This window comes from Candidatus Ozemobacteraceae bacterium (assembly GCA_035373905.1).
GTDB lineage: Bacteria > Muiribacteriota > Ozemobacteria > Ozemobacterales > Ozemobacteraceae > MWAR01.
Genome location: DAOSOK010000040.1, coordinates 1 through 15916 on the forward strand (window position 1 = coordinate 1; position 15916 = coordinate 15916).

Genomic DNA, 15916 nt, shown 5'->3' on the forward strand with positions numbered 1-15916 from the left:
GGTAGATGCCAGGGTTATGAACCGCCTGGGGCCAAAAGCCCCGGGCGGTTCTGTCTTTAGCCGGAAATTTTCGCCACAACGACAACGCACCACGGAGACACCGAGACACAGAGAACATTTCACCACAAAGCCACAAAGGCACAAAGACAACAAGCCACAGAGACACCGAGACACAGAGAGGGATCCGCAGATGACGCAGATTCCGCTGATATATATTAAACATCATACAACACACATGACAACACGCCCTACCGCCAACGGCGTCGTTCATATCGTGATATCATTATTAACGAATCTTTTCGATGGAGGCATGATCATGCGATTTCCCATCCTGACCGCATTGATGGTGGCGTTGTCACTTTCGGCCGTGTCGGCGCAAACCCTCGAGAACATCAAACTCCCCGCACCGGCACTGACCCCCGACAAGCCTCTCATGCAGGCTCTGAAAGAACGCCAGAGCCGCAGAGAATATACCGACAAACCTCTGACATCGCAGGATCTTTCCAACATTCTCTGGTGCGCGAATGGCGTCAATCGCCCCGAAAGCGGCAAACGGACGAGCCCGTCGGCGAAAAACGCACAGGATATCGATATCTATGCCATCATGAAAGACGGCGTGTATCTATACGATGCACCGAAACACGAACTGGCACTCATCGCTTCTGGTGATCATAAGCTTGCGGCTGGAACGCAGCCCTATGTCGCATCCGCACCTCTCAACCTCATATATGTGTCTGACCTTTCGAAATTCGATTTCATGAAAGAGCGCGAAGATCAGCTTGTCGCCGCTTCCGTCGATGCAGGCCACTGCTCGCAGAATGTCTATCTGTATGGAGCGGCCGCGAATCTCGCCGTCGTCACCAGAATGTCCGTGCCGAAAGAGAAGGCGGCGGAGGTGCTCAAGCTCAGACCTCAGCAGTACATCGTGATTGGGCAGACGATCGGATATCCGAAATGACGATCGGTTTTTCCCGAAACTGATCGCGTTCGATCTCGTAGTAATGGAAATGTGTGTCCGGAGGTGACGGGGCCGTATGAAGAGAATCCTTTTTGCTTGTCTCGCGGTGGCGTGCCTGCTCGCTCCTTCCCCGTGTCTTGCGGCAGGGCCATCTGCCGACGGACAGAAAATTCTCGGGAAGGCACCGGTGAAATACGGAACAGGGAAGAAGGTTCGCCGGACGCATAACGAGGCGGCGATCGTCACCCGCATCTGGACGCCGGGGCTCGATGAAAAATTCGTTCCGCAGGGCCTCACATGGTCTTCTCCATATGTGCTCGTTGCCGGGTATATCTGGGACGGCCGCAAAGACGACAGCGAGGCTGTCGAATGCAGGGTGTATCGCATAGATCCGGCGACGGGCGAATCCCGCGGCTGGTTCACGATGGGGCCGATCGAACAGGGCGCCCTGTGCAAGCATGCCGGCGGCCTCGCCTGCGATGGGCAGGGCATTCTGTATGTTTCAGACACCCGCCATGTGTTCAAGATCGATATCGAAAAGGCATTCAAGCTCGGCTCTGCCTTCAACAACGAGGCTCTCCTGGCCCGGGTTGCCCTCGGCGGCACCGGGGATGACGGGATCGTCGGTTCTTTCGCAGCCTGGAAAAAATCGGCGTCGACGCTGCAAAAGGCGGCGATGTTCCTGAAACCGCGCGCAGTGGCCGACGCGCCTGCCACGAACGTGTCTGTTTCGAACACCCGGAGCGAGGGCGGTAGAAACCCCTTCGGCGGGCGCCAGATCACCATCACGGCGAATGGCGACGAAGCGGCTGACCGTCCGGCCACGGGTACCGTTGGGATCGGAATTGGCCTGAAGGAGTTGCCGGCTTCAGGAACGCTCTGGCTCGGGCGGTATACCGATGGTGAAGACCGGGAAAAAAATACCCGTATCTATGAAATTCCTGCCGGGCTGATCGCATGGGACGATCGGGACGGTGAGAACCAGCCGGGAAAACCCGATCTGGGCAGAAAGGTGCGCACGCTGACGGCTTCGAATGCTTCGACGAGCCTCTGGATCAGCGCCGGGGCCCAGGGTGCGGCATTCGACAGGGAGGGGAATCTCTGGATCAGCCGGACGGTCACCCGTCGCCTCGAAAAGACGAGCGTGCTTCACAAGAAAGATCCCAAAACCGGCGATATCGTGGCGAAATACGAGATCCTTCACGGCCTCGAAGACCTGGCCTTCGATGACAAGGGGTATCTCTGGGCGGTGTCGGAAAGCGGCTGTTGGAAATACCAGCACTGGAAGGTGTTTTCGGGGTTCCGGCTCATCGACGATTTTTTCCCGTTGCTGATAAAGATCGACGTGAGCCGCCTCCAGAGCTATGACTGAGCGCTGCAGGCGCACGCCGTGAGGTCCTTCACCAGATCTCTCGAAGAAGGCGTATCCCGATATATCCGGACAAAACGGTGGTTTGCCGGGAAGGGGCGTGAAATATCCGCGGTCCGGCTTCTCACGGCTGAGCCGGTTCGCATCGACGATCTGCCCGAATGGGTCTGCGCGATGTTTTCAGTCTCCTTTGCCGGCGGATCCGTCCAGACCTATTTTCTTCCCCTGAGCGTCTTCCGGTCCGGCGCCGAACTGCCCCCCGGGCTTCCGTCCGAGGCCTGCATCGTCGAAGCGGATGGAGCGCGAGGCCGATGTTTCGTATTTGACGCCCTTCATGATGACCAGTTTTGCCGGGGAGTTCTTGCGGCCCTCAGAAGATCCGGTGACGTTTCTCTCGAAAACGGCGTTCTGCGGTTTTCCGCCTCCGGCGCTCTTAAGGAAATGGATTCCAGGCATGAAGAGCCGGTTTGCAGGCTCAGCCTAGAGCAGAGTCACTCCTCGTATCGGCTCGGCGACCGGATGATCGTAAAAATATATCGCCAGATACAAAACGGGGTGAACCCCGAACTCGAGATCGGCCGGTATCTCACGGAAAAAGCCGCGTTCCCGAATATGGCCCGGGTGGGAGGCGCGATCGAGTACCTCGGGGAAGGCGGGAATACGACGACTCTGGCCATCCTGCAGGAGTTCGTTCCGAACGGCGGCGACTGTTGGAACCACACGCTCGCGCATCTGAAGCGGCTATCCGAAGCCGTAGCCCGTGGAGAAGCGCCGGACAATGGAAATTTTCCCGAGCGGATGGAGCTGCTCGGCGAACGGGTCGGACTGCTTCATGCCGTGCTCGCCGGAACGTCCGGCGATCCAGCGTTCGACCCTGAGCCGGTTTCCGATGATGACTGGGTGGAATGGATGTCGTCGATCGAACGGTCGGCGGTTGAAACCCTGGATGCCTTGAAACGAAGAATCGATTCCATTCCGGAACGGCATCGCGCCATGGTCGAAGAGGTCTGTGCCGCATCCGATCGCATTCGCGACCATGTGAAAACATTCCGCCCTGATCTTGCCTCGATACGCAAGGCCAGGATTCACGGAGACCTCCATCTCGGCCAGATTCTCGTGACGCAGGATGATTTCGTCATCATCGATTTCGAGGGTGAGCCGGCCCGGCCGCTCGCGGAGCGGCGTCGCAAGCATCTTCCGGTGCGCGATGTCGCCGGGATGCTGCGGTCGTTTGGGTATGCTGCGCGAATGACCGTTCAGCACGAGTCCCTCGGAAACGATGAGTTCGATCGCCGATTGTCGGCCATGGCTGAAGACTGGGAACATCGGATCGGCGAAATATTTCTGAGCGGATACTTTCACGGCGCAGGCGACTGCGTAGCGATTCCCCGTGACCGGGATGTGTTCGATTCGCTGCTGAACCTTTTCCTGCTCGAAAAGGTCCTGTATGAGTGTGTCTACGAGCTGAACAACAGACCGGATTGGATCGGCATTCCGATTGCAGGATTGATAAATATAGTAAGAAATATTTATCTGGCATGATGAGGGGCTCATGGGACATCCGTTTTTCGAGACGACGATCTGGATCTGGATCCGCCGGTTCCTGCTGCTGGGACTGGGAATCGTGGCGGCCGGCTTGATTTTTCAATCGAGATTCACTCCGCGCGACATGACTGCCTGCGTTGAGGCTGTCGGATCTCTCGATGGCCTGTCGGAGGAGGAAAAGAGATTTTTCACGCCGGGCGGCGATTTCGATCTGCTCGGACGGCCTCGCCGCGGCGACTGGCTTGCCCAGTTTCCCGAGCGCGGTCAGACCTGGGATCAGTACCGACAGTCTGGGTTCAACCCGTTCGCCCCGCCCCATAATCGCCTGTATCTTCAGCCTCTCGGCGCATTTGCCAGCGGAAGCAGCCTGCTCGAGCGGCTGAAGGAATTCACCGCGGCGTTCTACGCCGCCGATGTGATTCTGCTGCCCCCTGTCGAGATCGCGTCGCAGTCATTCAGAGGCCGCATCAACACCCATACCGGACGGCCGCAGGTGCGCACCGGCGACATTCTCGAATGGCTGAAGGCCCGGCTTCCTGCCGACGCCTACTGCCTTACCGCCGTCACCATGGTCGATCTGTATCCGGATGACAACTGGAATTTCGTCTTCGGCGAAGCCACGCTTGCCGAACGGGTGGGCGTGTTCAGCTTCTGCCGGTACGATCCCGCGTTCTACGGGGAAGCGGCGGGTGCGGGAGACGAAGGCCTCTTTCTGCGTCGCTGCTGCAAAGTGCTGGCGCACGAGATCGGGCACATGTACGGCCTCTATCACTGCGTGCACTTCCGGTGCCTGATGAACGGGTCGAACAATCTTCCCGAGAGTGATTCCCGACCGATGCACGAGTGCCCCGTGTGCCTCCGGAAATTCTGGTCCAACATCCGGTTTTCTCTGGCCGACCGGTATCTGAAGCTTCAGCACTGGTACCGGCAGGCCGGATGGGCCGACGAGGAAGCCTGGATCTCGCGGCGCCTGAAAACCGTTCTGGGCAAGGAATGAAGCGCCTTTTTGCGGGGTCTGTCAGCGGTCGCGGGTGCGCTTCGATTTCGGCGGGGCCCAGCCTGCTTTTTTGCCCTGATCTTTGCGTTTGGGGCTGACCCCGGCGTCGTGCTTTTTCCAGCCTGTTCCCGTTTTTGTCCTGGCAGGTTTGAATTCGGCGTCGCCGGTCTGGTGGTGAGGCGATCGTCCCGTATCTGGTTTTTTCCCGAACGTTTTTCCCCCCGCAAAGCGGGGCTTTTCGACAAACTCGCGCTTTTCACGAGGGGGTCGGGAGACCGGCCGTTCCGTCTCGATGTGATGTGGGCGGGCTGGTTTTTGGGGCCGCTCTGACGATGCTTCAGCCGGCGGTTCCGAAGGTGCCTCTTCGTCGAGGGGCGCGCGCGGAGCTGCGGGGTCGAAGCGCGAGATGCGCAGGCGACGGCCGGCCACCCAGGTTTTGCTCAGGATGCCGAACGAAGAGGCGAACACCTCTTCGGGCAGGTCGACGGTGCTGAACTCGTCGTGAAGTATAATTCGGCCTATATGACTACTGTCGATGCCTGATTCGCCTGCGATGGCCCCGACGATCTGGCCGGGCTTGACCATGTGGCGGCGGCCGACCTCGATGCGGTATCGGGTCATGCCTGGCTCCATCTCCTCGTTGTCGCGATGTACGCGGGGCTTGCGCTCGGCGGCCGGCGGTCGTTCGCGCCGCGGGCGTTCTTCCCTGCCCAGCAGTTCGGCCGACGCGACTTTGATCTCCCGGTATTCTTTCGATTCGGAGAGACGCTTGCGGCGTTCCTCTTTCTGTTTCGCGACCTGTTCGAACGCCCTGTTCGCCGATTCCTCCTCGGCTTTTTCGGTCAGCAGGAAGGACCGGCCCTGCTGGCTCATGAGGGCGAGCGCGGCGGCGACTTCCAATGGAGGAACACCGGCTTCCTTCGAAAACTCGGTCACGATCGAGAGATAGGCCTTCCACTCCTCGCCGTTGAGAACGCCGGCGATGCGTGTCTTGAAGCCCGATATGCGTTTTTCGTTGATGGCCGCGATGGTCGGGAGCTCCAGGAGTTCGATCTTCTGGCGGGTCGCGCCTTCGATGACCTTCAGCAGGTGCCGCTCGCGCGGAGCGACGAACAGGATCGCCTCGCCGCTCCGGCCTGCCCGGCCCGTTCTGCCGATGCGGTGAATATAGGACTCGGTATCATACGGCAGATCATAATTGATGACGTGGCTGATGCGGTCGACGTCGAGGCCGCGGGCCGCGACATCGGTGGCGATGAGAATATTCAGTTTCCCCGAGCGCAGCTGCTCGATCGTGCGCTCACGCTGGTTCTGCGGAATGTCGCCGTTCAGGGGCACGGCGGTGAAACCGCGCGTCGCGAGCTGCTCGGTGAGCTCTAGCGTCTCGATCTTGGTGCGCACGAAGATCAGCATGGCGTCGAACGATTCCATCTCGATGATGCGCGAAAGCGCGTCGAGCTTGTGATACCGGTTGACGAGCCAGTATCGCTGGCGGGTCGCCTCGACGGTCGTGGTCTTGCTCTTGATGATCACTTCCTCGGGCTCGTTCATGTACGTCTTTGCGATCGTCCTGATCGCGCTGGGCAGGGTCGCCGAGAACAGCGCGATCTGGCGCTTCCCCGGCGTTTCCTGAAGCACGCGCTCGACATCCTCCTTGAAGCCCATCTTCAGCATCTCGTCGGCCTCGTCGAGCACGAGGCATGCGAGCGATTTCAGGATGAGGCTGCCGCGCTCGATGTGGTCGATGACCCGCCCCGGCGTCCCGATGACGACGTGGGCGCCGCGCGCGAGCTGACGGAGCTGCGGCCCATACTCCTGGCCCCCGTAGATCGGCAGGATCTTCAAGCCGGGAAGATGCGCACCGTATTTTTTGAACGCCTCGGCGACCTGCCCGGCGAGTTCGCGGGTCGGCGCCAGCACGAGCACCTGCGGGTCGATCTTCGTTAGGTCGATCGTCGAGAGCAGGGGAAGCGCGAACGCCGCGGTCTTGCCGGTGCCGGTCTGCGCCTGGCCGAGCACGTCTTTCCCGGAGAGGATGATCGGAATCATCCGTGCCTGGATCGGCGTGGGCGTCTCGTACCCGACATCGTCGAGGGCGCGCAGAACCTGCGCATGGAGGCCGAGGTCGGCGAAGCGGACGGGGGTTTCGTCGGTGGAACTCATTCGGAATACCTTCCTTTTTCGGAACAGCCGATCAATCCGGGGTCGTCATCACGCAGGAACGTATTGGGATGAGTTGAACGCAGATTCATGACGGCACGCAAATCGTTCACTATATGTGTGACTATAAATATACCGCAATCCGTGAACGGTGTCGATTCACGCCCAAACAGCACAAATTCGACCTGTACAGTATACCATACATTGCCGCCGGCGTCATTCGCGTTCGGCCAGTTCGGCCCAGCGGTTCATGTCGGCGTCGAGCGCGGCGGTGAGCGTGCCGAGTTCGTCTGACAGTGTCTTGATGGCCTCGAAGCCACCAGCTGGATCGGCGAGCTGTGCCTCGATCGCGGCCTTCCGTTCTTCCATCGAGCAGATGCGCGCCTGGAGTTCTTCTAGTTCCCGGCGTTCCTTGAACGATAGTTTTCCCTGCTTCGCTTCTTTCGCCGGTGTCGGCGCAATCCGGGGCGGTGCCGTCGGGGCATCGACCGTCGGTTGGGGGGGGGCGTCGTGTGTCCCTGCGTGTTCCAGGTAATAGGAATAGTTTCCCGGATACCCTGTCAACGTGCCTCCCGGCTCGATCTTGAAGAGCTGGTCGATCGTTCCGTCGAGAAACGCGCGGTCATGCGAAGCCACAATCAGACAGCCCCTGAACGAATCGAGATACGCTTCGAGGGCGACGAGCGTCGCGATGTCGAAGTCGTTCGTCGGTTCGTCGAGCAGCAGCACGTTCGGGGCGCCCATCAGGAGCTTGAGGAGCGAGAGTCGCCGCCGCTCGCCGCCCGAGAGGCGGTTCACGGGGCTGTACTGCATCTGGGGGGTGAACAGGAACCGTTCGAGCATCTGGCTTGCCGAGATCATGCCGCCGTCCGCCGTCGGAACCTGGTCGGCGATCGCTTTCACGAAATCGATCACCCGCAGCTCCTCCGTCGGTGTTTTCCCCGTGCCGGCGAACAGGTCGGGTTCCTGTTCGAAACACCCGATGACGGCGGTTTCCCCGACGTCAATACGCCCGGAATCGGGTTTCAGTATATTGGCTATTATATGCAGCAGCGTCGTCTTGCCCGATCCGTTCGGGCCGATGATGCCGATGCGGTCTCCCGCCTTCAGCCTGTAGGAAAAGCCGTCCAGGACTTTCTTCGCGCCGTACGATTTCGAGACGTTCTCGAGCTCCAGGATCTTGTTCCCGAGCCGGGATGAGACGGAGGACAGCTCGATCTGCCGGTCCTGCTTCGCTTTCGGTGCCGAAACGACCGCTTCTGCCCGTTCCACGTGGGCTTTCTGCTTCGTGGAGCGGGCCTTGGCGCCTTGCCGGAGCCAGGCGAGCTCGCGCCGGATCAGGTTCTCGCGTTTGCGGGCTTCCGCATCTCGCTGGATCTCCTGTTCGGCCTTCCTCTCGAGGTAATACGAGTAGTTGCCCTCGAACCGCTGGACGCGGCCGCCCTCGATCTCGAGCATGCGGTTCGTGACGCGGTCGAGGAAGTAGCGGTCGTGCGTGACGAGCAGCAGGGCGCCCTTGTAGGCGGCGAGATACGCTTCGAGCCATTCGATGGTGTCGGCGTCGAGATGGTTGGTCGGCTCGTCGAGAATCAGCAGGTCGGGGCGCAGAATCAGGCCGCGTGCGAGAGCGACGCGTCTTCGGAGACCGCCGGAAAGAGTCGCGGTGTCGGAGGACGTGTCGGTGATGCCGAGACGGCCCAGGACGGCTTTCGCGTTCGCCTCGAGGGCCCAGCCGCCGGTCGCGTCGAGCTGGTGCGACAGGTCGGAAATGCGCTCCAGCAGCTTTTCATTCGAGCCGCCGGCAGCCTCGAGGGCCGCGCAGGCTGCCTCGTAATCGCGCAGACAGCGGAGTTTCGGATCGCACTGGTCGAACAGGGCGTCGAGAACCGTCTGGCCGGCCTTGAACTCGGGGTTCTGCGGCACGTAGGCGAGCCTTCTTTCGTTCGCGAGCGTCACCCGACCCGTGTCGGCCGTCTCGACACCCGCGACGATGCGCAGCAACGTGGTCTTGCCGCAACCGTTGCGGCCGATGATCCCCATCTTCTCGTCGCTCGCCAGGCCGAAGCAGACCGCATCGAGCAGCGTGCCCGACCCGTACCGCTTGCTGACCGATTCCAGGGAAAGAATGTTCATCGTCGCCCCGCTATCCGTGATGCCCGAGTATACCAGCGCATCGGGAGATGTACCACCAAAAACGTCGCGAATCGATGTCAATCCGGAGAAAACGGCCCCAGACGGCGCGACTCCGTCGTGAAGACACGTGGTTCCCGCAATCTCGGCTCGACTTCCTCGCGCCGGTAAGCGGCCAGAAGGGGGTGCAGGGAGCACCTGTTCAAATCGAGGATCGCGGCGAATCGGTGCCAGGAAAAAAGCGGGCCGCGGGTGATCAGGCACAGACGGCGATAATACTCCCGCAAAGAAGGATTGTGAATACTATTTATCCCAGATCGGAGCGTTTCGGGATATCCGAGCGGAATGAGGCGCAGATAATGCCCGCTCGTACATGTTGTTGGTTTCGGCGGGGGAATACGTGCTAACAGCGGGTCCGCCAGTCCGAGGACGTCGAGGATGTATTTGTCCGGGCCGGCGGCAAATCCGAAGAATCCGATGGGCAGCCCGCCAAAACCGCCGCCGATATGCACCTTCGCCGGATGGCGCCTGAACTCCTGACCTTCTTCATACCACACGTTGTCCGGATGCGAGGAGAGAGCCATGAGCTGCTTCACGAAGCTCGAACCACCTTCTTTCATATCGAAGACCTGGCGCCCGTTTGCAATGGGACGGTAGAGCTCCGAGTTCCCCCACAGGCAGGAGTTTGGCATGAACACGAGAACGAGAAGGGCCGTGATGAACATGAGCCTGAGCGACGTGCGATCTCTGACTTCCCTGAAAAAGACGATGAGGGAGATGAACACGGGAAGGGAAAACAGTCTCCCGCTCATGTGCGTGGCGATGGAGCCGCCGGCCAGCACGAACAAAACGTAGCCGATCGCCCCTCCCATGATCGTCTTCGAGGCGGCCCCGCGGCGGGCGAAAACGAGAACGAGGGTTCCCGTGAAGATGAGAGCACTGAACGGATCGGCCTGGAGACTGTTGAAAAGGTAGATCCATCCGCATGACAGCTTGTCGCCGAAGGAAAGCTCAACCGAGAGCAGCTTCGCATAAACGGTGTTGGGAAGGGGGAATCCATAATACATGATAGAAAATATTTCCCAGCCGATCAGCGGTAGCCCGGCCAGGGCCAGCCCGGCGACCCGATGGGCGGAAAGGCCGGAATTCCGGAGGTGGCTGAACGCCAGATATGCCGTCGGGAGGAAGAAGCAGAACAGCGAATCGATCCTGTTCACGGCGCTGACGGCCGTGATGAAGACGAGACCCCGGATGATCGGCCACGACTCGGCTTCGTCAGCCCCTTCGAGCTTCCATGCCTGGATCATGAACGAAAGAGCCAACAGGTGCGTCAGGGCATTCTCGAGGCCGGACGAGCTATAATCGAACACGGCTTTTGCCGCCATGAAGGCCATGTACAGGGACGGAAGGAGCCAGACTTCCTGAGCCGACTTTTCGTCCGAAAAGAGGCATCGTTCGGCGAGCATGAACGTGAGAAGCACGCAGACGAACTGGGCGAGAAGCATAGTGAAAAAAAACTCGCCCGTGCATCCGGCCAGAAGAATCGAAAGGAAAAGCCAGAGAGGGTTCGTGTAAGCCTGGACGCGTTCGCCCGGGTTCCAGGTAAGGCCGTGGCCTCGCAGCGCGTTGTCGGCGACTCTGAACGTGATATAGGCGTCGTCGAGCATGAACGCGTTCAGGAGATACACGCCGACCATCAGCAAGAACAGGATGTTTCGCGGCGAACGAGGGGATACTCCTCGGCGAGCCGCATCGGCGATGACGTGTCCGATTCTTGAAAAAATGGTCATACTGCTCGTTTCATCGACATGCCCTGGAACTCCGTTTCGCGCAGCGCATCCGGACCTCTCATCCGCGATGGCCGTATTGTCATTTTACTCCGTTCGTGAGACACTTTGTCACTCCCGCCGAGCGCCGATACCGTTACCGTTCGGTCGCATGAGGGAGGGAAGGATGCATGACAAGGATATGCCGACCGATTACGGAGACGGGCTGCAAATAATATATCGTGACGAATGGTATGTGGCGATCCACAAACCGGTCGGGGTGCTGGTACATCCGACGCGGATCGCCGAGGCGACGGCGGAGACGCTGCTGCCGATCATCTGCGGGCAGCTCGGGCGTCGGGTCTATCCGGTTCACCGGCTCGACCGGGCGACGTCGGGGGTGCTCGTGTTGGCGCTCAGTTCCGAGGCGGCCGGGAAACTTTCGGCCCAGTTCGAAGCGCGCAAGGTCGAGAAGACGTATCTGGCCGTTGTCAGGGGCTGGTTCCGGCCGCCCGAGGGCGTCATCGACCGGCAGATGCGCCAGTGGCCCGGGGAGCCGCTGCAGGACGCGGTAACGCGGTACCGCACGCTCGCCGCCGTCGAACTGCCGATTCCGGTGGGGCCTCATCAGACGAGCCGGTATTCGCTCGTCGAGGTGAACCCCGAAACGGGTCGCCGGCAGCAGATCAGGCGGCATTTTTCCGGGGCGGCGCACCCGATCGTCGGCGACACGTCGCAGGGAGACAGGCATCACAACCTGGTTTTCCGGGAACGGTTCGGGTGCGACCGCATGCTGCTGATGGCGCAGGAAATACGCTTCGACCATCCCTGGCTCGGCCGCCGTCTGCGACTCGTCTGCCCGCCGGACGAATCGGTGAGGCGGATACTCGGCACGCTGTTCCCGGAATCGTCGCCCGTGGCCGAACGGCCGTTGGCGGAGTTCATCGACGGATCTCAGGAATCGATGGCCTGCCGGACCTTGGCGCAGAGATGATCCGGGGTGAAGGGCTTCTGCAGGAAGTGCAGGTTCTCGTCGAGCACGCCGTGTCTGGCGATGACGTTCGGGTCGTAGCCGGAGATGAACATGACTTTGAGCGGGGAGATTCGCTCACAGAGCTTTTCATACAGTTCCTTCCCGTTCATGCCCGGCATGATGACGTCGGTCAGGAGCAGGTCGAACGTCGGCGCGTTCCTGTCCATCAAGGCGAGGCAGTCCGGGCCGCTGCCGGCGGTGATAACCTTGTACCCGTGATGCGTGAGGATCTGCCGGATCATGTTGCGCACCATTTCATCATCCTCGACGACCATGATCGTTTCGATTCCGCCGGATGAGGTCGTTGCCGGTTCGCGCGTCTCGCCGACGTGCTCGCCGACATCCGTGATGACGGGCAGGTAGATCATGAACGTCGTACCGGCATCTGGAGTCGAATCGGCCAGGATGTAGCCGTCGTGCTGTTTCACGATGCCGTAGACCATGGAAAGGCCGAGTCCCGTGCCCTTGCCCTTCTCCTTCGTCGTAAAAAACGGCTCGAACAGGTGCTGGAGGACTTCCTGGGACATCCCGCACCCGGTGTCGTTGATCGTCAGCATGGCATGGGGTTTTTCGGGAACCTCGCCGGCCTCTTCCTGGCCGGTCGGCCGGAACATCGTCTCGGAGAGGCTGATGCGAAGGGTGCCGCCCTTGGGCATCGCATCCTGAGCGTTCAGGGCCAGGTTCAACAGAATCTGCTCGATTTGGCCGACATCGGCCTTGACGATCCCGACGCGCGGCTGGATTGCGATCTCGATATGAATATCTTCCCGTATTGTTCGTCGGAGAATTTGCTCGATGTCCTTGAGAACGGTCTCGAGAGAAATCGGCTTGAGCAGCAGAACCTGCTTCCGACCGAAGGCGAGCAGTTGCCGCGTCAGATCCCGGGCCCGTTCGGCGGCCTTCCGGATGGACTTGAGCCAGTCGCGGTGGGTGGGGTCGACGGACTCGGATTTGAGCATCAGCTCCGAAAAGCCCATGATCGGGGAAAGCAGGTTGTTGAAATCGTGCGAGATGCCGCCGGCGAGCCTGCCGATCGACTCCATTTTTTTCGCCTGCAGAAGCTGCTCTTCGAGCTTGCGCCGGAAGGAAATGTCGCGGATGGCGGCCAGATGAACCCTGCGCCCCTCGAGGGTGAAGTGACCCGCCGAGATTTCGACGGGGAAGACCGTCCCGTCAGCCTTTTTATGATGGCGGATCGGAATGAGGGTGCCTTCGGATTTTGTCTGCTGCACTGTTTTCGCCGGTTCCGCCGAGAGATCCACGTTTCGCTTTCGAAGAAGTTCTTCGCGGGAGTATCCGTACAGCGAACAGGCCGCCGAGTTCACCTCGAGAATGCGCCCCGACTCCTTTTCGATCAGGAACAGGGCGTCCGATTCCATCTCGAACACCTGGCGATACTTGTTCTCGCTCTCACGGAGGGCTTCCTCAGCCTCCTTGCGGATCGTCACGTCGCGAAGAGCCGTGATGACCACGTCGGCATCTCCGATCCGGAGCCTGCGGAGTTCTCCTTCCACGATCAGGGTTGATCCGTCTTTCCGGCGGACGACCCAGTGGTCGAAATTGTAATATCCCTTCTGAAGATGCTCCTGGAATCGATGCTGGACGGCGATTTTCTCTTCCGGCGATTCGCTCGCATCCATGAAGGCGATCGGCTGAGTAAAGATCTCTTCGCGAGTGTACCCGAACAACTCGGTGACGCGCTTGTTGATATCGAGCAGGGCTCCGGTATTCGCATCGCGGATCAGGATGGCGTCGTTCACCCCGTTGAAGATAGCCGAGAACCACTCCTGCTTTTCCATGATCGCCAGCTCAGCAGGGGAATACATGAGCATGAAGGCGATGGTTCCCAGGACGATCATATACAGGTTGAAAAGCCACGTGCTCGGTGACTTCGCATAGGCGATCGGGTCGAACGAGACGGACAGGAGATTCGCGCAGAACAGGATCGCGAATGTTGCGATCACGATGGCGATATACTAACGAGTCCATAAGTATAACCTCATAGGGCGGCGTATTTCACATGCTCTTCATGAAAAAGACGTTTTACTTTGGCTGGAGTCCTCTGCAACTGCCGAAGGGTTTCAGTGGTGTGTCTCTTCATTTCTGCGCGTGTCTTGGAAGCGCTTCGGGAAATGTCACGCTTGACACAGTTCCAGACGAGTTCGTCGGGATTCAACTCAGGGGAATACGACGGCAAATAGAAGATCTGAAGGGCCCCATTGGTTTCCTCGACAAACTTTTTTACCCGTGCACTTCTGTGAATAGGATGTCGATCGAGAACGAGGAACGTGCGGCGCTCCCTTCCGGCCATCAATCGCTTCAAAAACGTAAGAAAGACCGGGCCCGTCACGGTATTTTCAACCACCATAAACCGCATTTGGCCCTTAGCCGATATCGCCGAGATCATATTCACCGAAAACCTCGCGCCGGTTGTTCGAACGATCGGTGTCTTTCCGCAAATTCCCCAGGTTGTTCCTCGATGGTAATCAGATCTGATTCCGGCTTCGTCTCCGAAGAAGATATCCGCATTTTGCTCTTGGGCAGCGGTTTTGATCGCAGGGAACTCTTGCTCGAGCCAGACCTTCACGGCTTCGGCATTTTGCTGGACTGCCCGATGCAATGGCTTTTGGCAGGTGATTCCGAGAATTTTGAGAGCTCGGCCTATTGTCTGCCGACTCACTTCTACAAAGGGGAATTTCCGCTTCAGCGCCTGGGCAAGCATTTCCCTCGTCCAAAGACCAAACGGGAAGCACAGTTGTCGAGGGTCTTTCTGAACTACCCGATAGAGCCACTTCATGTGCTTTTCTTCAAGAATACGAGGCCTGCCAAAAAGCGGCTTGGCCTGCAGCGCCTCTACCCCACCAGAATGAAAGGCGGCAAGCCAGCGATAAATCGTTCGCCGATCGAAACCGAGAGCCCTGATAACAACCTCGGGACTCTCGCCCTCTTGAACGCGCTGGACGGCGATCTTCCTGATCGCTTCAAGGGCCTCATGACTCAATTTTCTTCCATCGATCTTATTCATAAGAATATTATACACTATTTCAGAAAAAGAGGCAATACTTATGGACTAATTAGTACACGAGTCCGGTGATTGCCGCCCGGCGCCCGAGAACGATTCGCGCCAGGATCGGGATGAATGGAGCCATGATCATGTTCGCCGACAGCGGCCCCAGTTGGATGAAACCGAAAGGAAGAATCGCTATGAGGGCGCCGAGAGTGATCTTGAAGAGGCGGGTGGGATCCAATCGACTCCGATAGAGATACAGAACTGCGAGGATGACGGTAAATATCACCTGGGTGAGGTTGCCAAGCTGAAGCCCGGTGACGCTCATTCTCGACAGCGAAAACGGAATGCCGATGCCTGAAAAAACGAGCAGCGTTCCCAGAAATCGGTCGGCGTGGGTGCGTGTCAGCCGCGATTCAACACCGTTCATATGTCACACGAGCATACCACGAATTGCATGAGCGGGAATCAGCGTTCGGACGATGCAATGATTTCCCAGGAGAGCCCGAACCGCCGAAGATACTTGCGGAGGCGTTCGGTATCGTTCACGGCGCGGCGCTGTTTTCGGGATTCGGAGAACAGCTTGCGTCCGGCGTCGGCGGTCTTCAGAAGCCCTGGCCGGTCGGCCGTGGCCCCGGTGAAGGCTCCTCTCCAATGGCCGAACAGGGTCGCCATGGCCGTGTCGCCGCGCAGCATCGCACAGTTGACCTCGACGAACGGGCCGGTCACGAGGTTCCGCTGTTTCTTGAGGGCGTAGATCTGGCGCGCCAGGCGCGAATCTGTGACGATGACGACGGATATCTGCATCAGAAGCTGATGTGACAAGTGTCGCCGATGCGCTCGGCACGCCGGCATGGAACATGCAAATACGATGGCGTCGGCTGATTCGAGCCGCGGCGTCACAACCGCCTGTCGAAGGTTCGACCCCTGCACCAGTACACTGATCCTGCG

Annotated in this window: 11 protein-coding genes and 1 pseudogene; 5 read left to right on the top strand and 7 right to left on the bottom strand. The window is 59.4% G+C overall.

Going from position 1 to position 15916, the window contains the following annotated elements:
• The 4 genes from PLU72_16775 to PLU72_16790 all read left to right on the top strand — a co-directional run.
• The coding region (locus tag PLU72_16775; GenBank protein ID HOT29834.1) for a SagB/ThcOx family dehydrogenase at positions 1 to 958 on the top strand (958 nt) is incomplete at its 5' end.
• Between the two features lie 187 nt (positions 959 to 1145).
• Positions 1146 to 2330, top strand: coding sequence for a hypothetical protein (locus tag PLU72_16780; GenBank protein ID HOT29835.1), 1185 nt, complete (start codon positions 1146 to 1148; stop codon positions 2328 to 2330).
• An 18-nt stretch (positions 2331 to 2348) separates the two neighbouring features.
• Positions 2349 to 3869: a putative maltokinase gene (locus PLU72_16785; GenBank protein HOT29836.1), complete on the top strand. Its 1521-nt coding sequence runs from the start codon at positions 2349 to 2351 to the stop codon at positions 3867 to 3869.
• A 10-nt stretch (positions 3870 to 3879) separates the two neighbouring features.
• Positions 3880 to 4869 carry an archaemetzincin gene (locus tag PLU72_16790; GenBank protein HOT29837.1) on the top strand — a complete coding sequence of 330 codons (990 nt, stop codon included), beginning with the start codon at positions 3880 to 3882 and terminating at the stop codon, positions 4867 to 4869.
• Between the two features lie 21 nt (positions 4870 to 4890).
• Here PLU72_16790 and PLU72_16795 read toward each other — a convergent pair whose 3' ends face one another.
• The 3 genes from PLU72_16795 to PLU72_16805 all read right to left on the bottom strand — a co-directional run bounded on the left by PLU72_16795 (position 4891) and on the right by PLU72_16805 (position 10949).
• Positions 4891 to 7032, bottom strand: a complete 2142-nt coding sequence (locus tag PLU72_16795) for a DEAD/DEAH box helicase (GenBank protein HOT29838.1) — start codon at positions 7030 to 7032, stop codon at positions 4891 to 4893.
• Between the two features lie 213 nt (positions 7033 to 7245).
• A complete protein-coding gene (locus PLU72_16800) occupies positions 7246 to 9162 on the bottom strand; it encodes an ABC-F family ATP-binding cassette domain-containing protein (GenBank protein ID HOT29839.1) in 1917 nt (638 codons plus the stop codon).
• Between the two features lie 77 nt (positions 9163 to 9239).
• On the bottom strand, positions 9240 to 10949 hold the full coding sequence (locus PLU72_16805; protein HOT29840.1) for a hypothetical protein: 1710 nt from the start codon (positions 10947 to 10949) through the stop codon (positions 9240 to 9242).
• A 163-nt stretch (positions 10950 to 11112) separates the two neighbouring features.
• On the opposite strand from PLU72_16805, the gene PLU72_16810 reads away from it, so the two are divergent.
• Positions 11113 to 11919, top strand: coding sequence for a pseudouridine synthase (locus PLU72_16810; protein ID HOT29841.1), 807 nt, complete (start codon positions 11113 to 11115; stop codon positions 11917 to 11919).
• Here PLU72_16810 and PLU72_16815 read toward each other — a convergent pair.
• The 4 genes and pseudogenes from PLU72_16815 to PLU72_16830 all read right to left on the bottom strand — a co-directional run bounded on the left by PLU72_16815 (position 11880) and on the right by PLU72_16830 (position 15742).
• Entirely contained in the window at positions 11880 to 13922 is a 2043-nt protein-coding gene (locus PLU72_16815; GenBank protein ID HOT29842.1) for a PAS domain S-box protein, read from the bottom strand. The two genes, PLU72_16810 and PLU72_16815, sit on opposite strands and share 40 nt — an antisense overlap.
• Before the next feature lie 35 nt (positions 13923 to 13957).
• Positions 13958 to 14983 carry an IS630 family transposase gene (locus PLU72_16820; GenBank protein HOT29843.1) on the bottom strand — a complete coding sequence of 342 codons (1026 nt, stop codon included), beginning with the start codon at positions 14981 to 14983 and terminating at the stop codon, positions 13958 to 13960.
• A gap of 49 nt (positions 14984 to 15032) precedes the next feature.
• On the bottom strand, positions 15033 to 15395 hold the full coding sequence (locus PLU72_16825; GenBank protein HOT29844.1) for a hypothetical protein: 363 nt from the start codon (positions 15393 to 15395) through the stop codon (positions 15033 to 15035).
• Positions 15396 to 15553: 158 nt separating this feature from the next.
• A pseudogene (locus PLU72_16830) lies at positions 15554 to 15742 on the bottom strand (sigma 54-interacting transcriptional regulator).
• Positions 15743 to 15916: the final 174 nt, after the last annotated feature.

What these genes read in the sequence shown, in the direction of transcription:
- PLU72_16805 (HOT29840.1), bottom strand. Translation starts at nt 10,949, where the DNA reads ATGACCATTTTTTCAAGAATCGGACACGTCATCGCCGATGCGGCTCGC.
- PLU72_16825 (HOT29844.1), bottom strand. Translation starts at nt 15,395, where the DNA reads ATGAACGGTGTTGAATCGCGGCTGACACGCACCCACGCCGACCGATTT.
- PLU72_16810 (HOT29841.1), top strand. Translation starts at nt 11,113, where the DNA reads ATGCATGACAAGGATATGCCGACCGATTACGGAGACGGGCTGCAAATA.
- PLU72_16795 (HOT29838.1), bottom strand. Translation starts at nt 7,032, where the DNA reads ATGAGTTCCACCGACGAAACCCCCGTCCGCTTCGCCGACCTCGGCCTC.
- PLU72_16820 (HOT29843.1), bottom strand. Translation starts at nt 14,983, where the DNA reads ATGAATAAGATCGATGGAAGAAAATTGAGTCATGAGGCCCTTGAAGCG.
- PLU72_16790 (HOT29837.1), top strand. Translation starts at nt 3,880, where the DNA reads ATGGGACATCCGTTTTTCGAGACGACGATCTGGATCTGGATCCGCCGG.
- PLU72_16800 (HOT29839.1), bottom strand. Translation starts at nt 9,162, where the DNA reads ATGAACATTCTTTCCCTGGAATCGGTCAGCAAGCGGTACGGGTCGGGC.